The sequence below is a fragment of the Agrobacterium sp. RC10-4-1 genome (genome assembly GCF_014138475.1).
In the GTDB taxonomy this organism is placed as follows: domain Bacteria; phylum Pseudomonadota; class Alphaproteobacteria; order Rhizobiales; family Rhizobiaceae; genus Agrobacterium; species Agrobacterium pusense.
In genome coordinates this window covers 570,518-591,020 of record NZ_JACJIT010000002.1, presented here as the reverse complement: position 1 = coordinate 591,020, position 20,503 = coordinate 570,518, and the positions used below count along the sequence as shown (strand labels likewise).

General features: G+C 58.0%; 31 protein-coding genes and 1 pseudogene. 3 read left to right on the top strand and 29 right to left on the bottom strand.

The annotated features are described in order from the left end of the window. Nucleotides 1-151 precede the first annotated feature (151 nt). From rpsK to rpsL, 29 genes are all read right to left on the bottom strand, one after another. Nucleotides 152-541: a 30S ribosomal protein S11 gene (gene rpsK, locus FHW77_RS07210; RefSeq protein ID WP_003495225.1), complete on the bottom strand. Its 390-nt coding sequence runs from the start codon at nucleotides 539-541 to the stop codon at nucleotides 152-154. A 138-nt stretch (nucleotides 542-679) separates the two neighbouring features. Then, a complete protein-coding gene (gene rpsM / locus FHW77_RS07205) occupies nucleotides 680-1,048 on the bottom strand; it encodes a 30S ribosomal protein S13 (protein WP_003516122.1) in 369 nt (122 codons plus the stop codon). A 302-nt stretch (nucleotides 1,049-1,350) separates the two neighbouring features. Further along, nucleotides 1,351-1,941 carry an adenylate kinase gene (locus FHW77_RS07200; protein WP_003507790.1) on the bottom strand — a complete coding sequence of 197 codons (591 nt, stop codon included), beginning with the start codon at nucleotides 1,939-1,941 and terminating at the stop codon, nucleotides 1,351-1,353. Then, complete coding sequence (secY, locus tag FHW77_RS07195) at nucleotides 1,938-3,278, bottom strand: preprotein translocase subunit SecY (protein ID WP_004442582.1); 1,341 nt, start codon at nucleotides 3,276-3,278, stop codon at nucleotides 1,938-1,940. Before secY ends, FHW77_RS07200 begins: the two co-directional genes overlap by 4 nt. Nucleotides 3,279-3,606: 328 nt before the next feature. Beyond that, nucleotides 3,607-4,086: a 50S ribosomal protein L15 gene (gene rplO / locus FHW77_RS07190; RefSeq protein WP_003521009.1), complete on the bottom strand. Its 480-nt coding sequence runs from the start codon at nucleotides 4,084-4,086 to the stop codon at nucleotides 3,607-3,609. A 16-nt stretch (nucleotides 4,087-4,102) separates the two neighbouring features. Beyond that, nucleotides 4,103-4,309 carry a 50S ribosomal protein L30 gene (gene rpmD, locus FHW77_RS07185; protein WP_003495212.1) on the bottom strand — a complete coding sequence of 69 codons (207 nt, stop codon included), beginning with the start codon at nucleotides 4,307-4,309 and terminating at the stop codon, nucleotides 4,103-4,105. An 11-nt stretch (nucleotides 4,310-4,320) separates the two neighbouring features. Beyond that, nucleotides 4,321-4,890, bottom strand: coding sequence for a 30S ribosomal protein S5 (gene rpsE / locus FHW77_RS07180; RefSeq protein ID WP_004442585.1), 570 nt, complete (start codon nucleotides 4,888-4,890; stop codon nucleotides 4,321-4,323). A 119-nt stretch (nucleotides 4,891-5,009) separates the two neighbouring features. Beyond that, nucleotides 5,010-5,372 carry a 50S ribosomal protein L18 gene (gene rplR / locus FHW77_RS07175; RefSeq protein ID WP_003507787.1) on the bottom strand — a complete coding sequence of 121 codons (363 nt, stop codon included), beginning with the start codon at nucleotides 5,370-5,372 and terminating at the stop codon, nucleotides 5,010-5,012. A 12-nt stretch (nucleotides 5,373-5,384) separates the two neighbouring features. Further along, nucleotides 5,385-5,918 (bottom strand): 50S ribosomal protein L6, encoded by a 534-nt coding sequence (gene rplF, locus FHW77_RS07170; protein ID WP_003495204.1) that lies wholly within the window; start codon nucleotides 5,916-5,918, stop codon nucleotides 5,385-5,387. Nucleotides 5,919-5,961: 43 nt separating this feature from the next. Beyond that, complete coding sequence (gene rpsH / locus FHW77_RS07165; protein WP_004442588.1) at nucleotides 5,962-6,360, bottom strand: 30S ribosomal protein S8; 399 nt, start codon at nucleotides 6,358-6,360, stop codon at nucleotides 5,962-5,964. 12 nt (nucleotides 6,361-6,372) lie between these two features. After that, nucleotides 6,373-6,678, bottom strand: a complete 306-nt coding sequence (rpsN, locus tag FHW77_RS07160) for a 30S ribosomal protein S14 (protein WP_004442591.1) — start codon at nucleotides 6,676-6,678, stop codon at nucleotides 6,373-6,375. Nucleotides 6,679-6,711: 33 nt separating this feature from the next. Beyond that, a complete protein-coding gene (gene rplE / locus FHW77_RS07155) occupies nucleotides 6,712-7,266 on the bottom strand; it encodes a 50S ribosomal protein L5 (protein WP_003495201.1) in 555 nt (184 codons plus the stop codon). Next, a complete protein-coding gene (rplX, locus tag FHW77_RS07150) occupies nucleotides 7,259-7,567 on the bottom strand; it encodes a 50S ribosomal protein L24 (protein ID WP_003521006.1) in 309 nt (102 codons plus the stop codon). The genes rplE and rplX overlap by 8 nt, the downstream gene beginning before the upstream one ends. Before the next feature lie 12 nt (nucleotides 7,568-7,579). After that, nucleotides 7,580-7,948: a 50S ribosomal protein L14 gene (rplN, locus tag FHW77_RS07145; RefSeq protein ID WP_003495199.1), complete on the bottom strand. Its 369-nt coding sequence runs from the start codon at nucleotides 7,946-7,948 to the stop codon at nucleotides 7,580-7,582. A gap of 234 nt (nucleotides 7,949-8,182) precedes the next feature. Continuing rightward, nucleotides 8,183-8,419, bottom strand: a complete 237-nt coding sequence (gene rpsQ / locus FHW77_RS07140; protein WP_003495195.1) for a 30S ribosomal protein S17 — start codon at nucleotides 8,417-8,419, stop codon at nucleotides 8,183-8,185. An 11-nt stretch (nucleotides 8,420-8,430) separates the two neighbouring features. After that, nucleotides 8,431-8,631: a 50S ribosomal protein L29 gene (gene rpmC, locus FHW77_RS07135; protein WP_003495193.1), complete on the bottom strand. Its 201-nt coding sequence runs from the start codon at nucleotides 8,629-8,631 to the stop codon at nucleotides 8,431-8,433. Nucleotides 8,632-8,643: 12 nt separating this feature from the next. Further along, nucleotides 8,644-9,057, bottom strand: coding sequence for a 50S ribosomal protein L16 (gene rplP / locus FHW77_RS07130; RefSeq protein WP_003495190.1), 414 nt, complete (start codon nucleotides 9,055-9,057; stop codon nucleotides 8,644-8,646). 38 nt (nucleotides 9,058-9,095) lie between these two features. Beyond that, a complete protein-coding gene (gene rpsC / locus FHW77_RS07125) occupies nucleotides 9,096-9,827 on the bottom strand; it encodes a 30S ribosomal protein S3 (RefSeq protein ID WP_004442600.1) in 732 nt (243 codons plus the stop codon). Next, nucleotides 9,827-10,216 carry a 50S ribosomal protein L22 gene (gene rplV, locus FHW77_RS07120; protein WP_003521005.1) on the bottom strand — a complete coding sequence of 130 codons (390 nt, stop codon included), beginning with the start codon at nucleotides 10,214-10,216 and terminating at the stop codon, nucleotides 9,827-9,829. The genes rpsC and rplV overlap by 1 nt, the downstream gene beginning before the upstream one ends. A gap of 2 nt (nucleotides 10,217-10,218) precedes the next feature. After that, entirely contained in the window at nucleotides 10,219-10,497 is a 279-nt protein-coding gene (gene rpsS, locus FHW77_RS07115; protein WP_003507772.1) for a 30S ribosomal protein S19, read from the bottom strand. A gap of 15 nt (nucleotides 10,498-10,512) precedes the next feature. After that, nucleotides 10,513-11,349 carry a 50S ribosomal protein L2 gene (rplB, locus tag FHW77_RS07110; RefSeq protein ID WP_003521004.1) on the bottom strand — a complete coding sequence of 279 codons (837 nt, stop codon included), beginning with the start codon at nucleotides 11,347-11,349 and terminating at the stop codon, nucleotides 10,513-10,515. A 43-nt stretch (nucleotides 11,350-11,392) separates the two neighbouring features. Beyond that, nucleotides 11,393-11,686, bottom strand: a complete 294-nt coding sequence (locus tag FHW77_RS07105; protein ID WP_003521003.1) for a 50S ribosomal protein L23 — start codon at nucleotides 11,684-11,686, stop codon at nucleotides 11,393-11,395. Next, nucleotides 11,683-12,303 (bottom strand): 50S ribosomal protein L4, encoded by a 621-nt coding sequence (gene rplD, locus FHW77_RS07100; RefSeq protein WP_003495173.1) that lies wholly within the window; start codon nucleotides 12,301-12,303, stop codon nucleotides 11,683-11,685. The genes FHW77_RS07105 and rplD overlap by 4 nt, the downstream gene beginning before the upstream one ends. Nucleotides 12,304-12,315: 12 nt before the next feature. Continuing rightward, nucleotides 12,316-12,957 carry a 50S ribosomal protein L3 gene (rplC, locus tag FHW77_RS07095; protein ID WP_004442604.1) on the bottom strand — a complete coding sequence of 214 codons (642 nt, stop codon included), beginning with the start codon at nucleotides 12,955-12,957 and terminating at the stop codon, nucleotides 12,316-12,318. Between the two features lie 168 nt (nucleotides 12,958-13,125). After that, nucleotides 13,126-13,434, bottom strand: a complete 309-nt coding sequence (gene rpsJ, locus FHW77_RS07090) for a 30S ribosomal protein S10 (protein WP_003507767.1) — start codon at nucleotides 13,432-13,434, stop codon at nucleotides 13,126-13,128. 311 nt (nucleotides 13,435-13,745) lie between these two features. Next, nucleotides 13,746-14,921 (bottom strand): elongation factor Tu, encoded by a 1,176-nt coding sequence (tuf, locus tag FHW77_RS07085; RefSeq protein WP_004442617.1) that lies wholly within the window; start codon nucleotides 14,919-14,921, stop codon nucleotides 13,746-13,748. 65 nt (nucleotides 14,922-14,986) lie between these two features. Then, a complete protein-coding gene (fusA, locus tag FHW77_RS07080; protein ID WP_004442619.1) occupies nucleotides 14,987-17,086 on the bottom strand; it encodes an elongation factor G in 2,100 nt (699 codons plus the stop codon). A 34-nt stretch (nucleotides 17,087-17,120) separates the two neighbouring features. After that, a complete protein-coding gene (rpsG, locus tag FHW77_RS07075; protein WP_004442621.1) occupies nucleotides 17,121-17,591 on the bottom strand; it encodes a 30S ribosomal protein S7 in 471 nt (156 codons plus the stop codon). Between the two features lie 76 nt (nucleotides 17,592-17,667). Further along, entirely contained in the window at nucleotides 17,668-18,039 is a 372-nt protein-coding gene (rpsL, locus tag FHW77_RS07070) for a 30S ribosomal protein S12 (protein ID WP_003507760.1), read from the bottom strand. A 527-nt stretch (nucleotides 18,040-18,566) separates the two neighbouring features. Between rpsL and FHW77_RS07065 the strand changes: the two genes are divergently transcribed. The 3 genes and pseudogenes from FHW77_RS07065 to FHW77_RS07055 all read left to right on the top strand — a co-directional run bounded on the left by FHW77_RS07065 (nucleotide 18,567) and on the right by FHW77_RS07055 (nucleotide 20,406). Next, nucleotides 18,567-18,860: a hypothetical protein gene (locus FHW77_RS07065; RefSeq protein ID WP_003523731.1), complete on the top strand. Its 294-nt coding sequence runs from the start codon at nucleotides 18,567-18,569 to the stop codon at nucleotides 18,858-18,860. A gap of 12 nt (nucleotides 18,861-18,872) precedes the next feature. Further along, nucleotides 18,873-19,224, top strand: a pseudogene (locus tag FHW77_RS07060) (VOC family protein). A 96-nt stretch (nucleotides 19,225-19,320) separates the two neighbouring features. Next, nucleotides 19,321-20,406 carry a helix-turn-helix transcriptional regulator gene (locus FHW77_RS07055; protein ID WP_034495656.1) on the top strand — a complete coding sequence of 362 codons (1,086 nt, stop codon included), beginning with the start codon at nucleotides 19,321-19,323 and terminating at the stop codon, nucleotides 20,404-20,406. The last annotated feature ends 97 nt before the right edge of the window (nucleotides 20,407-20,503 follow it).

Sequence of the window (20,503 nt, the reverse complement as noted above, 5' to 3'; positions counted from 1 at the left end):
GAGCATGAAAACACCGAGAGGAACCAAATTCAGCGGTTCATCGGTGGGTTCTTGAGCGCAAGTCCGCCGATCGAAATCGACGCGCACACGCCAGATACACGAAAATTCCGCCAGACCTGAGGTAAGGCGGAATTTCCGAACCACGGTCGCGTCAGACGCGGCGCTTCTTGCGCGGACGGCAACCGTTGTGCGGGATCGGCGTCACGTCGCGAATGGAAGTGATCATGAAACCAGCAGCCTGCAGGGCGCGAAGTGCCGATTCACGGCCGGAACCCGGACCGCAAACTTCAACTTCAAGCGACTTCATGCCGTGTTCCTGAGCCTTCTTCGCGCAATCTTCAGCAGCGATCTGGGCAGCGAACGGGGTCGACTTACGCGAACCCTTGAAGCCCTTGGCACCAGCGGACGACCAGGCAATAGCATTGCCCTGTGCGTCGGTGATGGTGATCATCGTGTTGTTGAAGGTCGAATTGACGTGCGCGACGCCAGACGTGATATTTTTGCGTTCGCGACGACGGACGCGTGCGGCTTCCTTGGCCATTTTATACCTTTCATTGATCTCTTCACCGCCGTAACACCAGCGGCTACACCGGCAATCAGCCCGTAACCGAGCTTTTCGCCAAACTCAGAAAGGCTGGCGCGGACTGCACCAGCCTCCCCTTTCCGGAGAACCGGAAAATTACTTCTTCTTACCAGCGATAGCCTTCGCCGGACCCTTGCGGGTGCGGGCGTTGGTGTGCGTGCGCTGACCGCGGACCGGAAGGCCACGACGGTGACGCAGGCCGCGGTAGCAACCGAGGTCCATCAGACGCTTGATGTTCATCGACGTTTCGCGACGCAGGTCGCCTTCGACCTGGTAGTCGCGGTCGATGGCTTCGCGGATCTGAAGAACTTCAGCATCCGTCAGCTGATGAACGCGCTTGTCAGCCGGAAGACCGACCTTGTCCATGATTTCCTGCGCGAATTTCGGACCAATCCCGTGAATGTAGGTCAGCGCAATAACAACGCGCTTCGCAGTCGGGATGTTGACGCCAGCGATACGTGCCACGTCTTTTCTCCTTGGTTCCAGTTGCCATCCGGCAAGTGGTGATTCCATTCGAGCGGCCGACAAGACCGCCAGTTCAAATTGATGTCCGTGACAAGTCAAAACGACCGAACCCGGATCTCCCTTCCCTAAGGGAAATCCGCGCCAGTCGCTTGGGATGTCGCGAGTTGGCGCGGTGTTTAACGGAATCAGCGCAAAAAAGCAACCGGCTCCGCCAAGATTCTTTTGCGATCCAAGGGATCAGCCGCCTTTCGAAAAGGAAGATGGGCAAGAACGCAACGATCCTCGCCCACTCATTCTCTCGATCAGGCAGAGGCTTTCTCGAGAACGCGCTCGATGGCCTCGGTGACGGCATCGACATCTGCCATGCCATCCAGCGTCACCAGTTCGCCCTGTTCGCTGTAATAAGCGGACAGCGGCGCAGTCTTTTCGCGATATTCCGTCAGGCGCTTGCGGAAAGCTTCCGGATTATCGTCAGAGCGAACAGTACCGCCGGCGGCAATGGTTTCAGCCACGCGATTTTCGATTCGGCGAATCAAAGCCTCTTCGTCCACCTTGAGTTCGATGACGGCGTCGAGCACCAGGTTTTTCTTGCGCATGTTGTCGGCAAGCGCCTTCGCCTGCGGAACGGTGCGCGGATAACCGTCGAGAATGAAGCCCTTGGCACAGTCAGGAGCTTCGATACGTTCGGAAACGATCTGATTGACGATATCGTCGGATACCAGCCCGCCGGCGTCCATGACGGCCTTGGCGCGCTTGCCGATTTCGGTGCCCGCGCTGACCGCAGCGCGCAGCATGTCACCGGTTGAAAGCTGGGGGATCCCGTACTTGTCAGTAAGCCGCTTGGCCTGGGTTCCCTTGCCCGCACCCGGCGGACCCAAAAATATCAGTCTCATCGTCCCCTCTTTCCTCCACGCAACTTCGACTTCTTGATCAGACCTTCATACTGCTGGGCGATCAGGTGACCCTGAATCTGCGCAACCGTATCCAGAGTTACACTGACAACGATCAAAAGCGAAGTACCACCAAGGGCTAATGGAATGCCCGTACGTGCGATAAGTGTCTCAGGAAGGATACAGACGAAGACCAGATAAATCGCGCCGACCACAGTGATGCGGGTCAGAACGTAATCAATGTACTCCGCAGTGCGCTCGCCCGGGCGGATGCCCGGAATGAAGCCGCCATGCTTCTTGAGATTGTCAGCCGTATCCTTCGGATTGAATACGATCGCCGTGTAGAAGAAGGCGAAGAAAGCAATCAGCAGGCCATAAAGCGCCATGAACAGCGGCTGGCCATGCTGCAGCGAGGCGATGATCGAGGTCGCCCAGGTCGGCAGGTTGGTGTTACCCGCAAAGCCTGCAGCCGTTGCCGGCAGAAGCAGCAGCGACGATGCGAAGATCGCAGGAATGACGCCGGCCGTGTTAAGCTTCAGCGGCAGGTGCGAGGTATCGCCCTGGAACATGCGGTTCCCGACCTGTCGCTTCGGATATTGGATCAACAGACGGCGCTGCGCACGCTCCACGAAGACGATAAGGGCAATGACGCCGATTGCAACGACGACGACCGTCAGGATGAGCGGGGTCGAAAGCGCACCGGTGCGGCCGAGTTCCAGCGTGCCGGCCAGAGCCTTGGGCAGACCGGCGGCAATGCCCGCGAAGATGATCAGCGAAATACCGTTGCCGATACCGCGCGAGGTGATCTGTTCGCCAAGCCACATCAGGAACATCGTACCGCCAAGCAGCGTGATGACGGTGGAAATGCGGAAGAACCAGCCCGGATCAACGACAAGGCCGTTACCGCTTTCGAGGCCGACCGCAATGCCATAGGCCTGCAGCGTGCCGAGCAGCACCGTGCCGTAACGGGTGTACTGGTTGATGATCTTGCGGCCGGCTTCGCCTTCCTTCTTCAACGCTTCGAGCGAAGGCACGACCGAGGTCATGAGCTGCACGATGATCGAAGCGGAGATGTAAGGCATGATGCCGAGGGCGAAAATCGCCATGCGCTCGACAGCGCCACCCGCAAACATGTTGAAAAGACCGAGAATACCGTTGGCCTGGCCACGGAAGGCCTGCGCATAGGCTTCAGGGTTCAGGCCCGGAAGCGGAATATGGGTGCCGAGACGGTAGACGAGAAGTGCGGCAAGAGTAAACCAGAGACGCTTTTTCAGATCCTCCGCCTTAGCGAAGGTCGAAAAATTCAGGTTCGAAGCCAGTTGTTCCGCTGCTGAAGCCATAAATTTCTCCGAATGACCCTTGCCAGCCAGCGCAACCGGCCGATGCGGAAAGGTCTAAAAGATACTGGTCAAAACCGGGCTTCGGACAAACGCGGCTCTGCGCCGCCATCATGCCTCACCCTGTTTTTTATGTCCTATCCCCTCCCCTATGGAAGTTCAAGAACTGTGAGGCTCTCCCTGCAGCACTTTCTGCCGCAAGCGGGGCCAAGGAAGCACACCGCGAAGAGATTTCCCTGATGCTCTATAAATCGATTTAGATCGAAAGCAACAGTGGCCAGGGAGCGCAAACGCCCGGAGCGACAAGCCCCGGGCGCCTGAAGTCTATATATTACTCGGCGGCTTCTGCTGCAACTGCGAGAAGCTTGATCGAGCCGCCAGCCTTTTCGATCTTTTCGATTGCGGGCTTGGAAGCACCGGCAACTTCGAAAGCGACCTTAGCCTTCAGCTCGCCGTCGGCGAGAATACGAACGCCGTCCTTGGCGCGGCGGATAACGCCGGCAGCCTTGAGAGCAGCAGCATCGATCGTTGCGGAAGCGTCAAGCTTCTTGGCGTCGATGGCGGTCTGAATGCGGCCGAGCGATACGACAACATATTCGGAAGCGAAGATGTTGTTGAAACCGCGCTTCGGCAGACGACGGTAGATGGGCATCTGACCGCCTTCGAAGCCGTTGATGGCGACGCCCGAACGAGCCTTCTGACCCTTCACACCGCGACCACCGGTCTTGCCCTTGCCGGAACCGATACCGCGACCTACGCGGATACGATCCTTGGAGGCGCCTTCGTTGTCTCTGATTTCATTGAGTTTCATGATAGGTTACTCCGTCTCACTTCTCGTCAACGACGCGAACGAGATGCTGGACCGCACGGATCATGCCGCGAACCGCCGGAGTGTCTTCCAGGGTACGCTGACGATGCATCTTGTTGAGACCCAGACCCACCAGCGTCTGACGCTGGATTGCCGGGCGGCGAATAGGGCTGCCGATCTGTTCGACCGTAACAGTCTTCTTGGCTTCAGTAGTTTTCTTGGCCATGATCCAGCTCCTTATTCTTCAGAAGCGTTGCCGGAAGCGGCACGACGAGCCTGAAGGGTCGCATACTTCAGACCGCGCTGTGCTGCGATGTCCTTCGGATGAACCTGATGCTTCAGAGCGTCGAACGTCGCGCGAACCATGTTGTACGGGTTCGAAGAACCGGTCGACTTGGCAACAACGTCATGAACGCCGAGCGTTTCGAAAACGGCGCGCATCGGACCACCGGCGATGATACCGGTACCGGCCTTGGCCGAACGCAGCAGAACCTTGCCTGCGCCGTGACGGCCATTGACGTCGTGATGCAGCGTGCGGCCATCGCGCAGCGGAACGAAGATCAGATCGCGCTTCGCGCTTTCAGTTGCCTTGCGGATCGCTTCCGGAACTTCACGAGCCTTGCCGTGACCGAAACCAACGCGGCCCTTCTGGTCGCCAACGACGACGAGAGCGGCGAAACCGAAACGACGGCCACCCTTAACAACCTTTGCAACGCGGTTGATCGCGACCAGCTTGTCGACGAATTCGCTATCGCGCTCTTCGCGGTTCTGACGCTCTTCGCGGGAACCTCTTTTATCCTGTGCCATTGTCCTTGTCCTTTTTCTTTTACGGGTGGAACGGCAAACGAAAAGACCAGCGGCCCCGAAGACGAGATCCGCATGGTCCGGTGAAATTCCGCCCGGATCGATGTCCGGGCGGAAAAAAATCAGAAGTTCAGGCCGCTTTCGCGGGCTGCATCTGCCAGAGCCTTGATACGGCCGTGATAGATGAACGCGCCACGGTCGAATACAACATCCTTCACGCCAGCCTTGACGCCGCGCTCGGCAACCAGCTTGCCGACAACAGCTGCTGCTGCAACGTCGGCGCCGGTCTTGAGCGAGCCGCGCAGATCGGCTTCGAGCGTGGAGGCAGACGCAAGCGTCTTGCCAGCAACGTCATCGATGATCTGGGCGTAGATGTTCTTCGACGAGCGATGAACCGACAGGCGCGGGCGGCCGTTGGCAACCGCCTTGATCTGGCGGCGCACACGGCTCGCGCGACGTGCAAGTGCTTCTTTCCTGCTAGCCATTTCGCGTGATCCTTACTTCTTCTTGCCTTCTTTGCGTACGATACGCTCTTCAGCGTACTTTACGCCCTTGCCCTTGTAGGGCTCGGGACCGCGGTATTCGCGGATTTCCGCGGCAACCTGGCCAACCTGCTGCTTGTTGATGCCGGAAACGATGATTTCCGTGGGCTTCGGAACGGCAATGGTGATGCCGACCGGAGGCTCGTAAACAACGTCGTGGCTGAAACCGAGAGCCAGCTGCAGGTTCTTGCCCTGCATGGCGGCACGGTAACCAACGCCGTTGATTTCGAGCTTGCGCTCATAGCCGTCCTTAACACCCTTGAAGATGTTCTCGATCATCGTGCGGGACATGCCCCACTTCGAACGAGCTTCCTTGGTGCCGTTAGCCGGCGTTACGGAAACGCCGTTATCTTCGAGCTTCAGCTGAATGTCGTCGTTAGCGACGAAAAACAGTTCACCCTTCGGGCCCTTAGCAGTAACCTTCTGGCCGTCGACATTGGCCGTCACACCTGCGGGAACCGGAACGGGCTTTTTACCGATACGAGACATTATTCAATCCTGTCTGTTCGTTATGGAGATCCTTGCTCGGGTCTTAGAAGACCGAGCAAAGAACCTCGCCACCAACGTTCTGTTCGCGAGCCTGGTGATCGGCCATCACGCCCTTCGGGGTCGAAAGGATGGTGATGCCGAGGCCGTTCGCGACCTGCGGAATGGACTTTACCGAGACATAAACCCGGCGGCCCGGCTTGGAAACGCGGCCGATCTCACGGATCACGGACGCGCCTTCGTAGTACTTCAGCTCGATGGTGAATTCGGACTTGCCGTTTTCGAAATCGACCTTGGAATAACCGCGAATGTAGCCTTCAGACTGCAGCACGTCGAGAACGCGTGCGCGGAGGCTGGAAGCAGGCGTGCTTACCGAAGACTTACGGCGAGCAGCACCATTGCGGATGCGGGTGAGCATATCACCCAAAGGATCAGTCATGGTCATGTGCCCGTCTCCTTACCAGCTCGACTTGACAATGCCCGGCACCTTGCCGGAATTGCCCAGCTCACGAAGCGCGATACGCGACATCTTGAGCTTGCGATAGAACGCGCGCGGACGGCCCGTTACTTCGCAGCGGTTGCGGATACGCGTCTTCGAGCCGTCACGCGGCAGCGAAGCGAGCTTCAGGGTGGCCTTGAACCGCTCTTCGATCGGAAGGGACTGGTTCATCACGATCGCCTTGAGGGCCGCACGCTTGCTGGCCTGCTGGGCGACCGACTTGCGGCGGCGCTTGTTCTTTTCAACTGCGCTTGTTTTCGCCATATCGGAGTTCCTTTTCTACGCTCGTCGTTACGGTTAGTGACGGAACGGGAAGTTGAACTCTGTCAGCAGAGCCCGAGCTTCGTCGTCCGACGTCGCCGTCGTGCAAACGATGATGTCCATGCCCCACATCTGATCAACCTTATCGTAGTTGATCTCAGGGAACACAATGTGTTCCTTGATGCCCATGGCGAAGTTGCCACGGCCGTCAAAGCTCTTCGGGTTCAGGCCCCGGAAGTCGCGAACGCGCGGCAGCGCGATGTTGACCAGACGATCAAGGAATTCGTACATGCGGGCGCCACGAAGGGTAACCTTCGCACCGATCGGCATGCCTTCGCGAACCTTGAAACCAGCGATCGAGTTGCGAGCGCGGGTAACGACCGGCTTCTGGCCGGCAATCGCAGCCAGGTCACCGGCAGCGATCGTGGGCTTCTTGGAGTCGGCAGTCGCTTCGCCAACGCCCATGTTGATCACGATCTTTTCAAGCTTCGGGATCATCATGACGTTTGCGTAGGAGAACTTCTCCTGCATGGCGCCACGGATACGGGAAACGTATTCCGTCTTGAGACGCGGCTCGTACTTATCAGCCATCGATCACTTCTCCCGAACGCTTGGCCACGCGGACCTTCTTGCCATCCACAACCGAGAAGCCAACGCGGGTCGGCTTGCCATCCTTGTCGACGATGGCGATGTTGGAGATGTGCAAGGATGCTTCCTTGTTGATGATGCCGGCTTCCTGGGCCTGGGTCTGGCGCTGGTGACGCTTCACCATGTTTACGCCACGCACAACGGCCCGGTCTTCCTTCGGCAAAACCTGGATTACTTCGCCGGTACGGCCCTTGTCCTTACCGGTCAATACGACAACCTTGTCGCCTTTACGAATTTTCTGCATCGCATACGCTCCTTACAGTACTTCCGGAGCCAGCGAGATGATCTTCATGTGGTTCTTGGCGCGAAGTTCGCGCGGAACCGGTCCGAAGATACGGGTGCCGATGGGCTCTTTCTTGTTGTCGATAAGAACGGCTGCGTTGTTATCGAAACGGATGACGCTGCCGTCAGCGCGGCGGATGTCCTTGGCGGTGCGCACGACAACCGCCTTCATCACGTCGCCCTTCTTGACGCGGCCGCGCGGAATAGCTTCCTTGATGGAAACGACAATAATGTCGCCAACAGAAGCATATTTGCGCTTCGAGCCGCCCAGCACCTTGATGCACATGACACGACGTGCGCCGGAATTATCCGCCACGTCGAGGTTTGTTTGCATCTGAATCATGTCAGGTCGCCTTCTTGTTGTTACCGGAACGGTTGGGCAAACTCTCCCGAGCGAGCCCCCTGCTCCAGCTTATGAATATCTCTTTTTTTGCGCGGAAAAATCGTGACAGGGTGGTTTCCCGAAGGACCTTCCGTGCGCATCAAAGCAAAAGACGCCCGGGTCACGAGCGTCCTTGCGCTGCTTCATACAGGAATTCGCGCCAAGTGCAAGACACCTGGCGCGATTCTGATGAAATTAAGCCTGGGCGGAAACGACCGTCCAGCGCTTGTCCTTGGAGATCGGTGCGCATTCCTCGATGGAAACGACATCGCCGACCTTATACTGATTGTTTTCGTCGTGTGCCTTGTACTTCTTCGAACGACGAACGGTCTTCTGAAGCAGCGGGTGAGCGAATCGACGCTCAACACGAACTACGACTGTCTTCTCGTTCTTGTCGGACACAACGACGCCCTGCAGAATGCGTTTCGGCATATTATTCTTCCTTAGGCCTTGGCTTCTGCCGCCTTCTGGCGGGCAATGGTTTTAACGCGGGCGATATCCTTGCGGACTTCGTTGATGCGCGAGGACTTCTCCAGCTGACCAGTTGCCTTCTGGAAGCGCAGGTTGAACTGCTCCTTCTTCAGATCGGCGAGCTTGTCCTTGAGCTGGTCGGCGCTGAGGCCGCGAACTTCATCGGCTTTCATGTGCCTTGCTCCTTACTCTGCGATGCGCTGTACGAAGCGCGTCTTGACCGAGAGCTTGGCAGCGCCGAGACGAAGCGCCTCACGGGCGATCTCCTCGGACACACCGTCGATCTCGAACATCATACGACCGGGCTTGACCTTGCATGCCCAGTAATCGACCGAACCCTTGCCCTTACCCATACGAACTTCGGTCGGCTTGGCCGTAACCGGAACGTCGGGGAATACGCGGATCCACACGCGACCTGCGCGCTTCATGTAACGCGTGATCGCGCGGCGGGCCGCTTCGATCTCGCGTGCATTCACGCGGTTCGGTTCCTGCGACTTCAAGCCGAATTCACCGAATGCCAGGTCAAAGCCGCCCTTGGCGACGCCCTTGATGCGTCCCTTAAACTGCTTACGGTACTTAGTACGCTTTGGCTGCAACATTTTCTTACTTCTCCGAGCTTATCTTTCGCCAGCGTCAATCAAGCGTTTTCGCGACGACGATCGCCACGATCGCCACGCTCACGGCTTGCAGGGCCCTGTGCGTCGCCTTCGAGACCGCGACGCTCAGAAGCCATCGGATCGTGCTCAAGGATTTCGCCCTTGAATATCCAGACCTTGATGCCGCAGATGCCGAATGCGGTTTCAGCTTCAGCCGTGCCGTAGTCGATGTCCGCACGCAGCGTGTGCAACGGAACGCGACCTTCGCGGTACCATTCGGTACGAGCGATTTCAGCACCGCCAAGACGGCCGCCGCAGGTGATCTTGATGCCTTCGGCGCCAAGACGCATTGCGGACTGAACAGCACGCTTCATCGCACGGCGGAAAGCCACGCGGCGCTCGAGCTGCTGAGCGATCGACTGGGCAACCAGCGTCGCGTCGATTTCCGGCTTGCGCACTTCAACGATGTTGAGGTGCGTTTCGGAGTTGGTCATCTCGGAAAGCTTCTTGCGAAGCTTCTCGATGTCTGCACCCTTCTTGCCGATGATCAGACCCGGGCGAGCCGAGTGGATCGTGACGCGGCACTTCTTGTGCGGGCGCTCGATGACAACCTTTGCGATACCGGCCTGCTTGAGTTCCTTGATCAGGTAAGCCCGGATCTTCAGGTCTTCATGCAGCAGCTTGCCGTATTCTGCGGTGTCAGCGTACCAGCGGCTATCCCAGGTACGGTTGATGCCGAGGCGGAAGCCGATCGGATTGATTTTCTGACCCATTATGCGGCCTCCCCTTTTTCCTCGACTTCACGAACAACGATCGTGAGGTGAGCGAACGGCTTTTCAATGCGGGAAGCACGACCACGGCCACGAGCGTGGAAACGCTTCATGGTGATGGACTTGCCAACATAGGCCTCGGCGACGACGAGAGCGTCGACGTCGAGGTCGTGGTTGTTTTCCGCATTGGCAATTGCAGATTCCAGCGTCTTCTTGACGGTGCCTGCAATGCGCTTGCGGGAGAATTCGAGCTCGGCGAGAGCGCGATCAACCTTCTTGCCACGGATAAGAGCGGCAACCAGGTTCAGTTTCTGGGGGCTGACGCGGAGCGTACGGGCAACGGCCTGAGCCTCGTTGTCCTTCAGCCGGCGTTCGGTCTTAGCCTTCGCCATGATTACTTCCTCTTTGCCTTCTTGTCCGCGCCGTGACCGTAATAGGTACGGGTCGGAGAGAATTCACCGAACTTGTGTCCGACCATGTCTTCGTTAACGGAGACGGGCACATGCTTGCTGCCGTTGTAGACGCCGAAGGTCAGACCAACGAACTGCGGCAGGATCGTCGAGCGACGGCTCCAGATCTTGATTACTTCGTTACGTCCGCTCTCGCGCACCTTCTCAGCCTTGGTGAGAAGATAGCCGTCAACAAACGGACCTTTCCATACTGAACGAGCCATTAGTGACTACCTCTCTTACTTCTTACGCTGATGGCGCGAGCGCATGATGAACTTGTCGGTCGACTTGTTCGAACGGGTGCGCTTGCCCTTCGTGGGCTTGCCCCACGGAGTAACCGGGTGGCGACCACCCGACGTGCGACCTTCACCACCACCGTGCGGGTGGTCGACCGGGTTCATGACGACGCCGCGAACGTGCGGACGCTTGCCGCGCCAACGGGAACGACCGGCCTTGCCGTCGTTGATGTTGGCGTGGTCAGAGTTCGAAACAGCGCCGATCGATGCGAGGCAGGAGCCGTGCACCAGACGCTGTTCGCCCGAGTTGAGACGCAGGATGGCCATGCCGGCATCGCGGCCGACGAGCTGGACATACGTACCGGCGGAGCGAGCGATCTGACCGCCCTTGCCCGGCTTCATCTCGACGTTGTGGATGATCGAACCGACCGGAATGTACTGAAGCGGCATGGTGTTGCCGGGCTTCACGTCCACTGCCTTGTCGGAGGCGATCACCTTGTCACCAGCAGCGAGACGCTGTGGCGCGAGAATGTAAGCCTGTTCGCCGTCGGTATACGTAACCAGCGCGATGAACGCGGTGCGGTTGGGGTCGTATTCCAGACGTTCAACGGTGCCTTCAACGTCGAACTTGCGACGCTTGAAGTCAACCAGACGGTAGGTCCGCTTGTGACCGCCACCCTGGAAACGGACGGTGATCCGGCCCTGGTTGTTACGGCCACCCTTGGAGCTGAGGCCCTGGGTGAGAGCCTTTACCGGCTTGCCCTTGTAGAGCGAAGCGCGGTCCACGATAACCAGCTGGCGCTGGCTCGGCGTGGTCGGATTGAAACTTTTCAATGCCATTTTATTGTTCCCTTTTGGGTCTTTGCCCGCTTGGGCCTAACCTTTAGAGTCCGGTGGACACGTCGATGGATTGACCTTCGGCGAGCGTAACGACGGCTTTCTTGACGTCCTTCAGCTTACCGGCGAACCCACGGAAACGACGGGTCTTACCCTTGCGGATAAGCGTGTTCACAGCCGTGACTTTGACGCCGAAGAGAGCTTCCACGGCAGCCTTGATTTCAGGCTTGGAAGCATTCTTGGCGACGTTGAATACGACCTGGTTCTGTTCGGATACCAGCGTCGACTTTTCCGTGATCGAAGGAGATACGATCACATCGTAGTGGCGAAGATCCGTCATTTGAACCGCTCCTCCAGAGCCTCTACAGCAGCCTTGGAAAGCACCAGCTTGCCACGGCGCAGGATGTCGTAAACATTGATGCCCTGTACCGGCAGAACGTCCACGTTCGGGATGTTCTGAGCAGCGAGCTTGAAGTTGCCATCAAGTTCGGCGCCGCCGATAACGAGAGCGTTGGTCAGGCCAAGCGAAGCGAAGCTGCCCAGCAGAGCCTTGGTCTTTGCTTCGGACGCGACGAGCTGATCGACGATGATCAGTTCTTCAGCCTTCAGCTTTGCAGACAGGGCGTGACGCAGGGCGAGCGCACGAACCTTCTTGGGAAGGTCATGGGCGTGGCTGCGAACGACCGGGCCGTGGGCCTTGCCGCCGCCGCGGAACTGCGGTGCGCGAGCCGAATGGTGACGAGCGCGGCCCGTACCCTTCTGCTTGTACATCTTCGCGCCGGTGCGGGAAACTTCCGACCGGTTCTTGGACTTGTGGGTTCCCTGCTGCTTCTTTGCAAGCTGCCAGCGAACCATGCGGGCCAGAATGTCCTGGCGGGGGTCGAGGCCGAAGATCTCATCCGACAGAGAAACCTTGCCGGCGTCTTTTCCCTCGAGGGTCTTGACGTTCAATTCCATGATAAGGCTCCCTTACTTCGCAGCCGACTTGACGGCGTCGCGGACGATGATCCAGGAACCCTTCGAGCCGGGAACTGCACCCTTCACGAGGATGAGGCCACGGTCTTCATCAGTCGAAACGACTTCGAGGTTCTGGGTCGTAACGCGGGTCTGGCCCATATGACCAGCCATGCGCTTGCCCTTCCAGACGCGACCCGGATCCTGGTTGGAACCAGTCGAACCGTGTGCACGGTGCGAGATAGAGTTACCGTGCGAAGCGCGGCCACCACCGAAGTTGTGACGCTTCATAGCACCGGCGAAACCCTTACCGATCGTGGTTCCGGTGACATCGACCAGCTGGCCGGTCTGAAAATGATTTGCGGTCAGTGTTGCACCGATGTCGATCAGGTTCTCGGGGGAAACCCGGAACTCGACGAGCTTTGCCTTCGGTTCGACATTGGCAGCGGCAAAGTGACCGCGAAGCGCCTTCGTCGTGTTCTTGACCTTGGACTGGCCGGCACCGAGCTGAACTGCGGTGTAGCCATTCTTGTCTTCCGTGCGCTGGGCAACGACTTGTACGTTATCCAGTCGCAATACTGTTACAGGGATATGTTCACCTGCGTCGTTATAGACGCGTGTCATACCCACTTTCTGTGCAATCACACCTGAACGCATTGGTTCATCCTCTTGCGAGCCTTGAAGGGAAAACCCTCTCTGGCCTTTGTTAAGGAGTGCCCTTCGACATCTCACGATGTTTCCGGTCTCCGGTTTGGAAGTCGTTGGATTGCTCCACGTACCTTCCTTGTTATTTCAGCCCTTACCCTGAATGGTTCGGGCCGGGTCTTAGAGCTTAATTTCCACGTCAACGCCAGCAGCGAGGTCGAGCTTCATAAGGGCATCGACAGTCTGCGGGGTGGGGTCAACGATATCGAGAAGACGCTTGTGCGTCCGCATTTCGAACTGTTCACGGCTCTTCTTGTCAACGTGGGGAGAGCGGTTGACAGTAAACTTTTCGATGCGGGTGGGGAGCGGAACCGGGCCGCGAACGCTGGCGCCGGTGCGCTTTGCGGTCGACACGATTTCACGGGTAGAGGCATCGAGGATCCGGTGATCGAACGCCTTGAGGCGGATACGGATATTCTGGCCGTTCATTCGTCTTGTCCTTGTTCTTTGTTATTCGTTTCCGCACGCGGAAACACATGAACTTCTATTGATCGTGGCGCCGCAGATTTTCAAAAATCGAGAGGAATGCGCGTCGCACCCCAATCATTTCAGTAGTCTGTATTGCTAAAAACACCGCGTTCCGCAATCGCTTGCGAATCCAGCGGTGAATGTGAGTGCGCGTTTACGCGCTTTCACCGAATTTTTCAAGCATTAAAAATGCAACGCCGCCAGGCTTTTTACCAAAAGTCCGGCGGCGGTGCTGTTCACACCGCCGCCAGCATGAATTTCAACGGTCGAGATTACTCGACGATCGAGGCAACGATGCCGGCGCCGACGGTACGGCCGCCTTCGCGGATAGCGAAGCGCAGCTTTTCTTCCATCGCGATCGGAACGATCAGCTCGACGTCAACGGTGACGTTGTCGCCAGGCATAACCATTTCCGTGCCTTCAGGAAGCGTCACGATGCCGGTCACGTCAGTCGTACGGAAGTAGAACTGCGGACGGTAGTTCGTGAAGAACGGCGTATGACGGCCGCCTTCTTCCTTCGTCAGGATGTAGGCTTCTGCCTTGAACTTCTTGTGCGGCTTTACCGAACCCGGCTTGCACAGGATCTGACCACGCTCGACGCCGTCACGGTTAACACCGCGAACCAGTGCACCGATGTTGTCGCCAGCCTGGCCCTGGTCGAGCAGCTTGCGGAACATTTCAACGCCGGTAACAGTCGTCTTCGAGGTCGGACGGATGCCGACGATTTCGACTTCTTCACCAACCTTGACGATACCGCGCTCAACGCGACCCGTCACAACCGTACCACGGCCCGAGATCGAGAACACGTCTTCGATCGGCATCAGGAACGGCTGGTCGATCGGACGCTCAGGCGTCGGGATGTAGGCGTCAACCGCAGCCATCAGCTCGCGGATCGCGTCTTCACCGATCTTCTTGTCGGAATCTTCAAGAGCAGCAAGCGCCGAACCCTTGATGATCGGAATATCGTCGCCCGGGAAGTCGTAGGACGACAGAAGTTCGCGAACTTCAAGCTCGACGAGCTCGAGAAGCTCGGCGTCGTCAACCTGGTCGACCTTGTTGAGGAACACGACGATGGCCGGAACGCCAACCTGACGGGCAAGCAGGATGTGCTCGCGCGTCTGCGGCATCGGGCCGTCAGCGGCGGAGCAAACCAGGATCGCGCCGTCCATCTGGGCAGCACCGGTGATCATGTTCTTCACGTAGTCGGCGTGGCCGGGGCAGTCAACGTGAGCGTAGTGACGGTTGGCCGTCTCGTACTCAACGTGTGCCGTCGAGATCGTGATACCACGAGCCTTCTCTTCAGGAGCCGCGTCGATCTGGTCATACGCCTTGAACTCGCCGAAGAACTTCGTGATTGCTGCCGTCAGCGACGTCTTGCCATGGTCAACGTGACCGATCGTGCCAATGTTGACGTGCGGCTTCGTCCGCTCAAACTTGCTCTTTGCCATTAGTGGCTCTCCATTCTTGTCCCGTGACGGGAATAATCTTCAAAATTCGGTGGGGCGTACCCCGATCACTTCTGACCGGAGTACTTTGCCTGGATTTCCTGCGCCACGTTCGACGGAACCGGCGAATAGTGATCGAACGTCATCGAGTACTGAGCGCGACCCTGCGACATGGAGCGCAGGTTATCGACGTACTTGAACATGTTCGCGAGCGGAACATGCGCGTTGATGACGACGGCGATACCACGGCTTTCCTGGCCCTGGATCTGACCACGACGGGAGTTCAGGTCGCCGATAACGTCGCCGACATAGTCTTCCGGCGTTACGACTTCGACCTTCATCATCGGCTCGAGAAGCTGTGCACCAGCCTTCTTGGCTGCTTCACGGAAGCAGGCACGCGATGCGATTTCGAAGGCGAGAACCGACGAGTCAACATCGTGGAATGCACCGTCGACCAGCGTAGCCTTGACGCCGAGCATCGGGAAGCCAGCCAGCGGACCGGAAGACAGAACGCTTTCGATACCCTTCTGAACGCCCGGGATGTATTCCTTCGGAACAGCACCACCGACGATCTTCGACTCGAACTTGAAGTCTTCGCCTTCGGGGTTCGGTTCGAAGATGATCTTCACGCGAGCGAACTGACCGGTACCACCGGACTGCTTCTTGTGCGTGTAGTCTTCTTCGTGCTGACGCGTGATCGTTTCACGGTAGGCAACCTGCGGAGCACCGACGGTTGCTTCAACCTTGAACTCGCGACGCATACGGTCAACGATGATGTCGAGGTGAAGTTCGCCCATGCCGGCAATGATGGTCTGGCCGGATTCGTCGTCGGTCTTGACACGGAAGGACGGATCTTCTGCAGCCAGACGGTTGAGCGCGAGGCCCATCTTTTCCTGGTCGCCCTTGGTCTTCGGCTCGATCGCGATCTGGATGACCGGCTCGGGGAATTCCATGCGCTCGAGGATAACCGGCTTCAGCGGATCGCAGAGCGTATCGCCAGTGGTGGTTTCCTTGAGACCAGCCAGAGCAACGATGTCGCCTGCATAGGCTTCTTCGATGTCTTCACGGCTGTTGGAGTGCATCTGAAGCATACGGCCGACGCGCTCGCGCTTGTCCTTGACCGTATTCATGACAGACGTGCCCTTTTCGAGCTTGCCCGAGTAGATGCGTGCGAAAGTGAGCGAACCAACGAAGGGGTCGTTCATGATCTTGAACGCGAGCATGGAAAGCGGCTCGGAATCGTCAGCGTGACGCTCGATTTCGGCTTCCGTCTTGGCGTCGATGCCCTTGATCGCCGGGATGTCCAGCGGCGAAGGCAGATAGTCGACAACGGCGTCGAGGAGCGGCTGAACGCCCTTGTTCTTGAACGCGGTACCGCAGAACATCGGGTGGAACTTCACGTCGATGGTGCCGCGGCGAACGAGTTCACGAATCTTGTCGTTGTCCGGGTAGTTGCCTTCGAGGTAGGCTTCCATCGCTTCTTCGTCGATCTCGACAACCGTCTCGATCAGCTTTTCGCGATATTCTTCAGCCTTGGCCTTCATGTCCTCGGGGATCTCGACGACGTCCCACTGGGCGCCGAGCGACTCGTCGCGCCATACGAGAGCATTCATCTCGATCAGGTCGATAACGCCCTTGAACTCGGTCTCAGCGCCGATCGGCAGCTGCATGACAACGGCAGTGGCGCCGAGACGGGTCTTGATCATTTCTACCGAGCGGTAGAAGTCAGCACCGGTCTTGTCCATCTTGTTGCAGAAGATCATGCGCGGAACATGATACTTCTCAGCCTGACGCCAGACGGTTTCCGTCTGCGGCTCAACACCGGCGTTGGCGTCGAGCAGCGCGATGGCGCCGTCGAGAACGCGCAGCGAACGCTCGACTTCGATGGTGAAGTCAACGTGGCCGGGGGTGTCGATGATGTTGAAGCGGCGGGTCTTGCCGTCACGGCCCTTCCAGAAGGTCGTGGTCGCAGCGGACGTGATGGTGATACCACGCTCCTGCTCCTGCTCCATCCAGTCCATCGTGGCTGCGCCATCGTGAACTTCGCCGATCTTGTGCGACTTACCGGTGTAATAGAGAATACGCTCGGTGGTGGTCGTCTTGCCGGCGTCGATATGCGCCATGATACCGAAATTGCGGTAGTCTTCGATTTTATATTCGCGAGCCATAATGGACTGCCTTTCGATATGCGATCGGTTAAGATTACCAGCGGTAATGCGAGAATGCGCGGTTAGCGTCGGCCATCTTGTGCGTGTCTTCACGCTTCTTGACGGCGGAGCCGCGGTTGTTCGCAGCGTCCATGAGTTCGCCGGAGAGGCGATCGATCATGGTCGTTTCGTTGCGCTTGCGCGCAGCGGTGATCAACCAGCGGATTGCGAGGGCCTGGCGACGCTCGGGACGAACATCAACCGGAACCTGGTATGTCGCACCACCAACGCGGCGCGAACGCACTTCAACATGCGGCGCAACATTGTCGAGGGCCGAATGGAACACGGCGAGCGGCTCCTGCTTCGTCTTGCCCTGAACGACGTCGAACGCGCCGTAAACGATGCTTTCTGCTACCGACTTCTTGCCGTGAAGCATGATGGCGTTCATGAACTTGGTGACGACCAGATCACCGAACTTCGGATCCGGGTTGATCTCACGCTTTTCTGCACTATGGCGACGGGACATACTTTTTGTCTCTCAATGTTATTGACGCTATACCACGCGGAGAACCTCGCGCAGCGCCGAATTGTTGTTGCCGAAATTACTTCGGACGCTTCGCACCGTACTTCGAACGGCGCTGCTTGCGGTTCTTGACGCCCTGGGTATCGAGAACACCGCGGATGATGTGGTAACGAACGCCCGGCAAGTCCTTCACACGGCCGCCGCGGATCATGACGACAGAGTGTTCCTGAAGGTTGTGACCTTCGCCAGGAATGTAGCCGATGACTTCGAAGCCGTTGGTGAGGCGGATCTTGGCAACCTTACGCAGAGCCGAGTTCGGCTTCTTCGGGGTCGTCGTGTATACGCGGGTGCAAACACCACGCTTCTGCGGGTTTTCCTGCAGGGCAGGAACCTTGTTGCGCTTTACCTGTGCCTGGCGAGGCTTGCGGATCAGCTGGTTTACGGTAGGCATATAACCATCCCTTGCAAAAACTACTTTAGCCACCCTCACGGGTGGCGGCTATGCCGTTGCCGGCGACGATGCACGCATATATCCTCATGCGCAAAACGTGGCCCGATCCGGTTTCACGGATGGACCACCAAGAGCAGAGGACACCGGATGAGGCGTCTTGCGTGCAACATTCGTGTCTTCTACGTGCAATGGAGACCCGTTTGAGATGATGTTCGGGAAAAAGCTTACCGAACGGCCAGCACCCACAGAGGCTCCGATGGCGGGCGTACTACTGTTTTAGCCAGCTTTCGTCAAGGGTGAATCCGCATTTTGCGCCCGCCCCCGGGGCCACGAACGCCACCGCAACGCCATTTCCCCCTCCCTATACCATAAGTCGGCATCAACGGCAGCGATTTTAACCTCCGGCCTTTGGCTTTTCATAAAATCCGTCTATTGATTCCCTCAGGCTGGCCGGACATGGCCGTGCCGCGGGCGGAACCGATTCCCCCTGCCCTGATGACAGCAACGAAAGATCAAGGAACCGCGTCATGAGCACCCTCCCCGACAACGACAACGGACGCGACGAGCCGATGGTCTTCATCGTCATCGGCAAGGCTTACGAAACCGACAACTCCGAGGGTATCGACATTCACGTCATCCTCAGGGCGCCGGATGACGACACAGCCGTTCGCGAAACGCTGAACGCGCTTTCCGAGGAAGGCTTCATCGAAGCCGATCTCGACCAGATCGGCATGCTGACCGAAATTCCCGATGAAGAGCCGCACGCCTCGGCCTATCAGGGCGCGCTCGAAGGCGAAGTCGCCATCATCCGCTTCGCCTGAAGAGCCTTGGCCATGGCGGTCAGACGTGTCGTCGCCAACATCGCTACCTCCGACCCCGCGCTGGCGCAGGTCTTTTATGGCGATATCCTCGGCATGCCGGTCGCCATGGATCACGGCTGGATCGTCACCCATGCCAGCCCGCTCAAGGCGCCGGCGCAGCTAAGCTTTGCGCGCGAAGGCGGTTCCGGCACAGATGTGCCGGACTTCTCCATAGAAGTCGACAATTTCGACGAGGTCCGCAACCGGATCGTCGCAGCCGGACTGCCGATAGAATACGGCCCCACCGTCGAGTCCTGGGGGCGTACGTCGCCTGTTCGTACGCGACCCTTTTGGAAAGCTTGTCAATATATTAAGTCACTTATAGAATATGTAGTCTGAATAATAGTATTGATTCTTAAAAGATTGAATGCCGCGCAAACATAGGCTTAGAATAGTTCCGACGCAAAATTTCGGGGTCGGGTTGGATACTTTATCGTCGTCAGACATTATCGATGACATTTATGAAGCGGCGCTTTTTCCCGACCGCTGGTCGCAGGTTCTGGCAAATGCCGGTGGCCGCCTCGGTTTCTGGGGCGGCGCCATCACTTGGGGCAAGGGGGAAGACCAGGCCTGGCTGCACACGCCCAACTTTCAAGAACTGATGAAGGACTACATGGCGGGAGGCTGGAATCACCGCAATGATCGCCTTACGCGTACTGCCCGTGAAGGCCGGTTCGCCTTCGTGCAGGATTTCGACGTCTTCACCCCTGATGAATGGGCCGAACTGCCGATCGTCCGTGAGTTCCTCAGGCCCCGCGGCCTGGGCTATGGTGCGACGACACAGGTCGCGCCGCCCGGCCATCCGGAGATGACAGTGCTGTTTGAACACAGGCTGGAAGCTGGCATAATCCGGCCTGATACGATGGCTGCACTCGCCGGACTGAGGCCACATATCGCCCGTAGCCTTGCGCTCGCAACGCGGCTGCAACGGCAGAAAGCCGACGCGATGACCTTCGGCCTCAATGCCATTGGTGCTCCGGCAGCCGTGCTGCAGGCAAACGGCCTCATTCTCTCGGCCAACGATCTCTTCCTGTCATTGCAGAAATGTTTCGCCGCCCCCACACGCGACAGTATTGCCATTGCTGACGAGAGGGTGAACCGGCTCCTGTACAAAGCGCTGGCCGGGCACGATGCCGGTTCCTTCCCTCTCCCCGCCGGTGAAGATAGACCCTGCATTCTTCACGTCATACCGCTGCGCAAGACGGCGCTCGACTTATCTCCGAAAGGCAACGCCATCGTGCTCATATCGCAGCCCACCGGCACCATTGCCGACGCAAGTGCGTTATTGAAGGGGCTATACGACCTTACAAGAGGCGAGGCACGCGTGGCTTTGGAAATCATGAAAGGACTTTCGCTACCGGCAGTGGCGAAGCAATTGCAGATTTCCCATGAAACGGTGCGCAGCAACGCAAAGTCGATCTATGCCAAGACCGGCAGCGCAGGCCAGACCGATCTTGTTCGGCGCCTCTCTGTCCTGACCCGCTACAACATCCGGAAACAGGACTAACCCTGCTGCATATGCAGGAATGCCGGGCGGCGGTGGAGGCGCCCGGCCTCTTTCCATAAAAACAAAAACGCCCGGATTGCTCCGGGCGTTTTGCTTC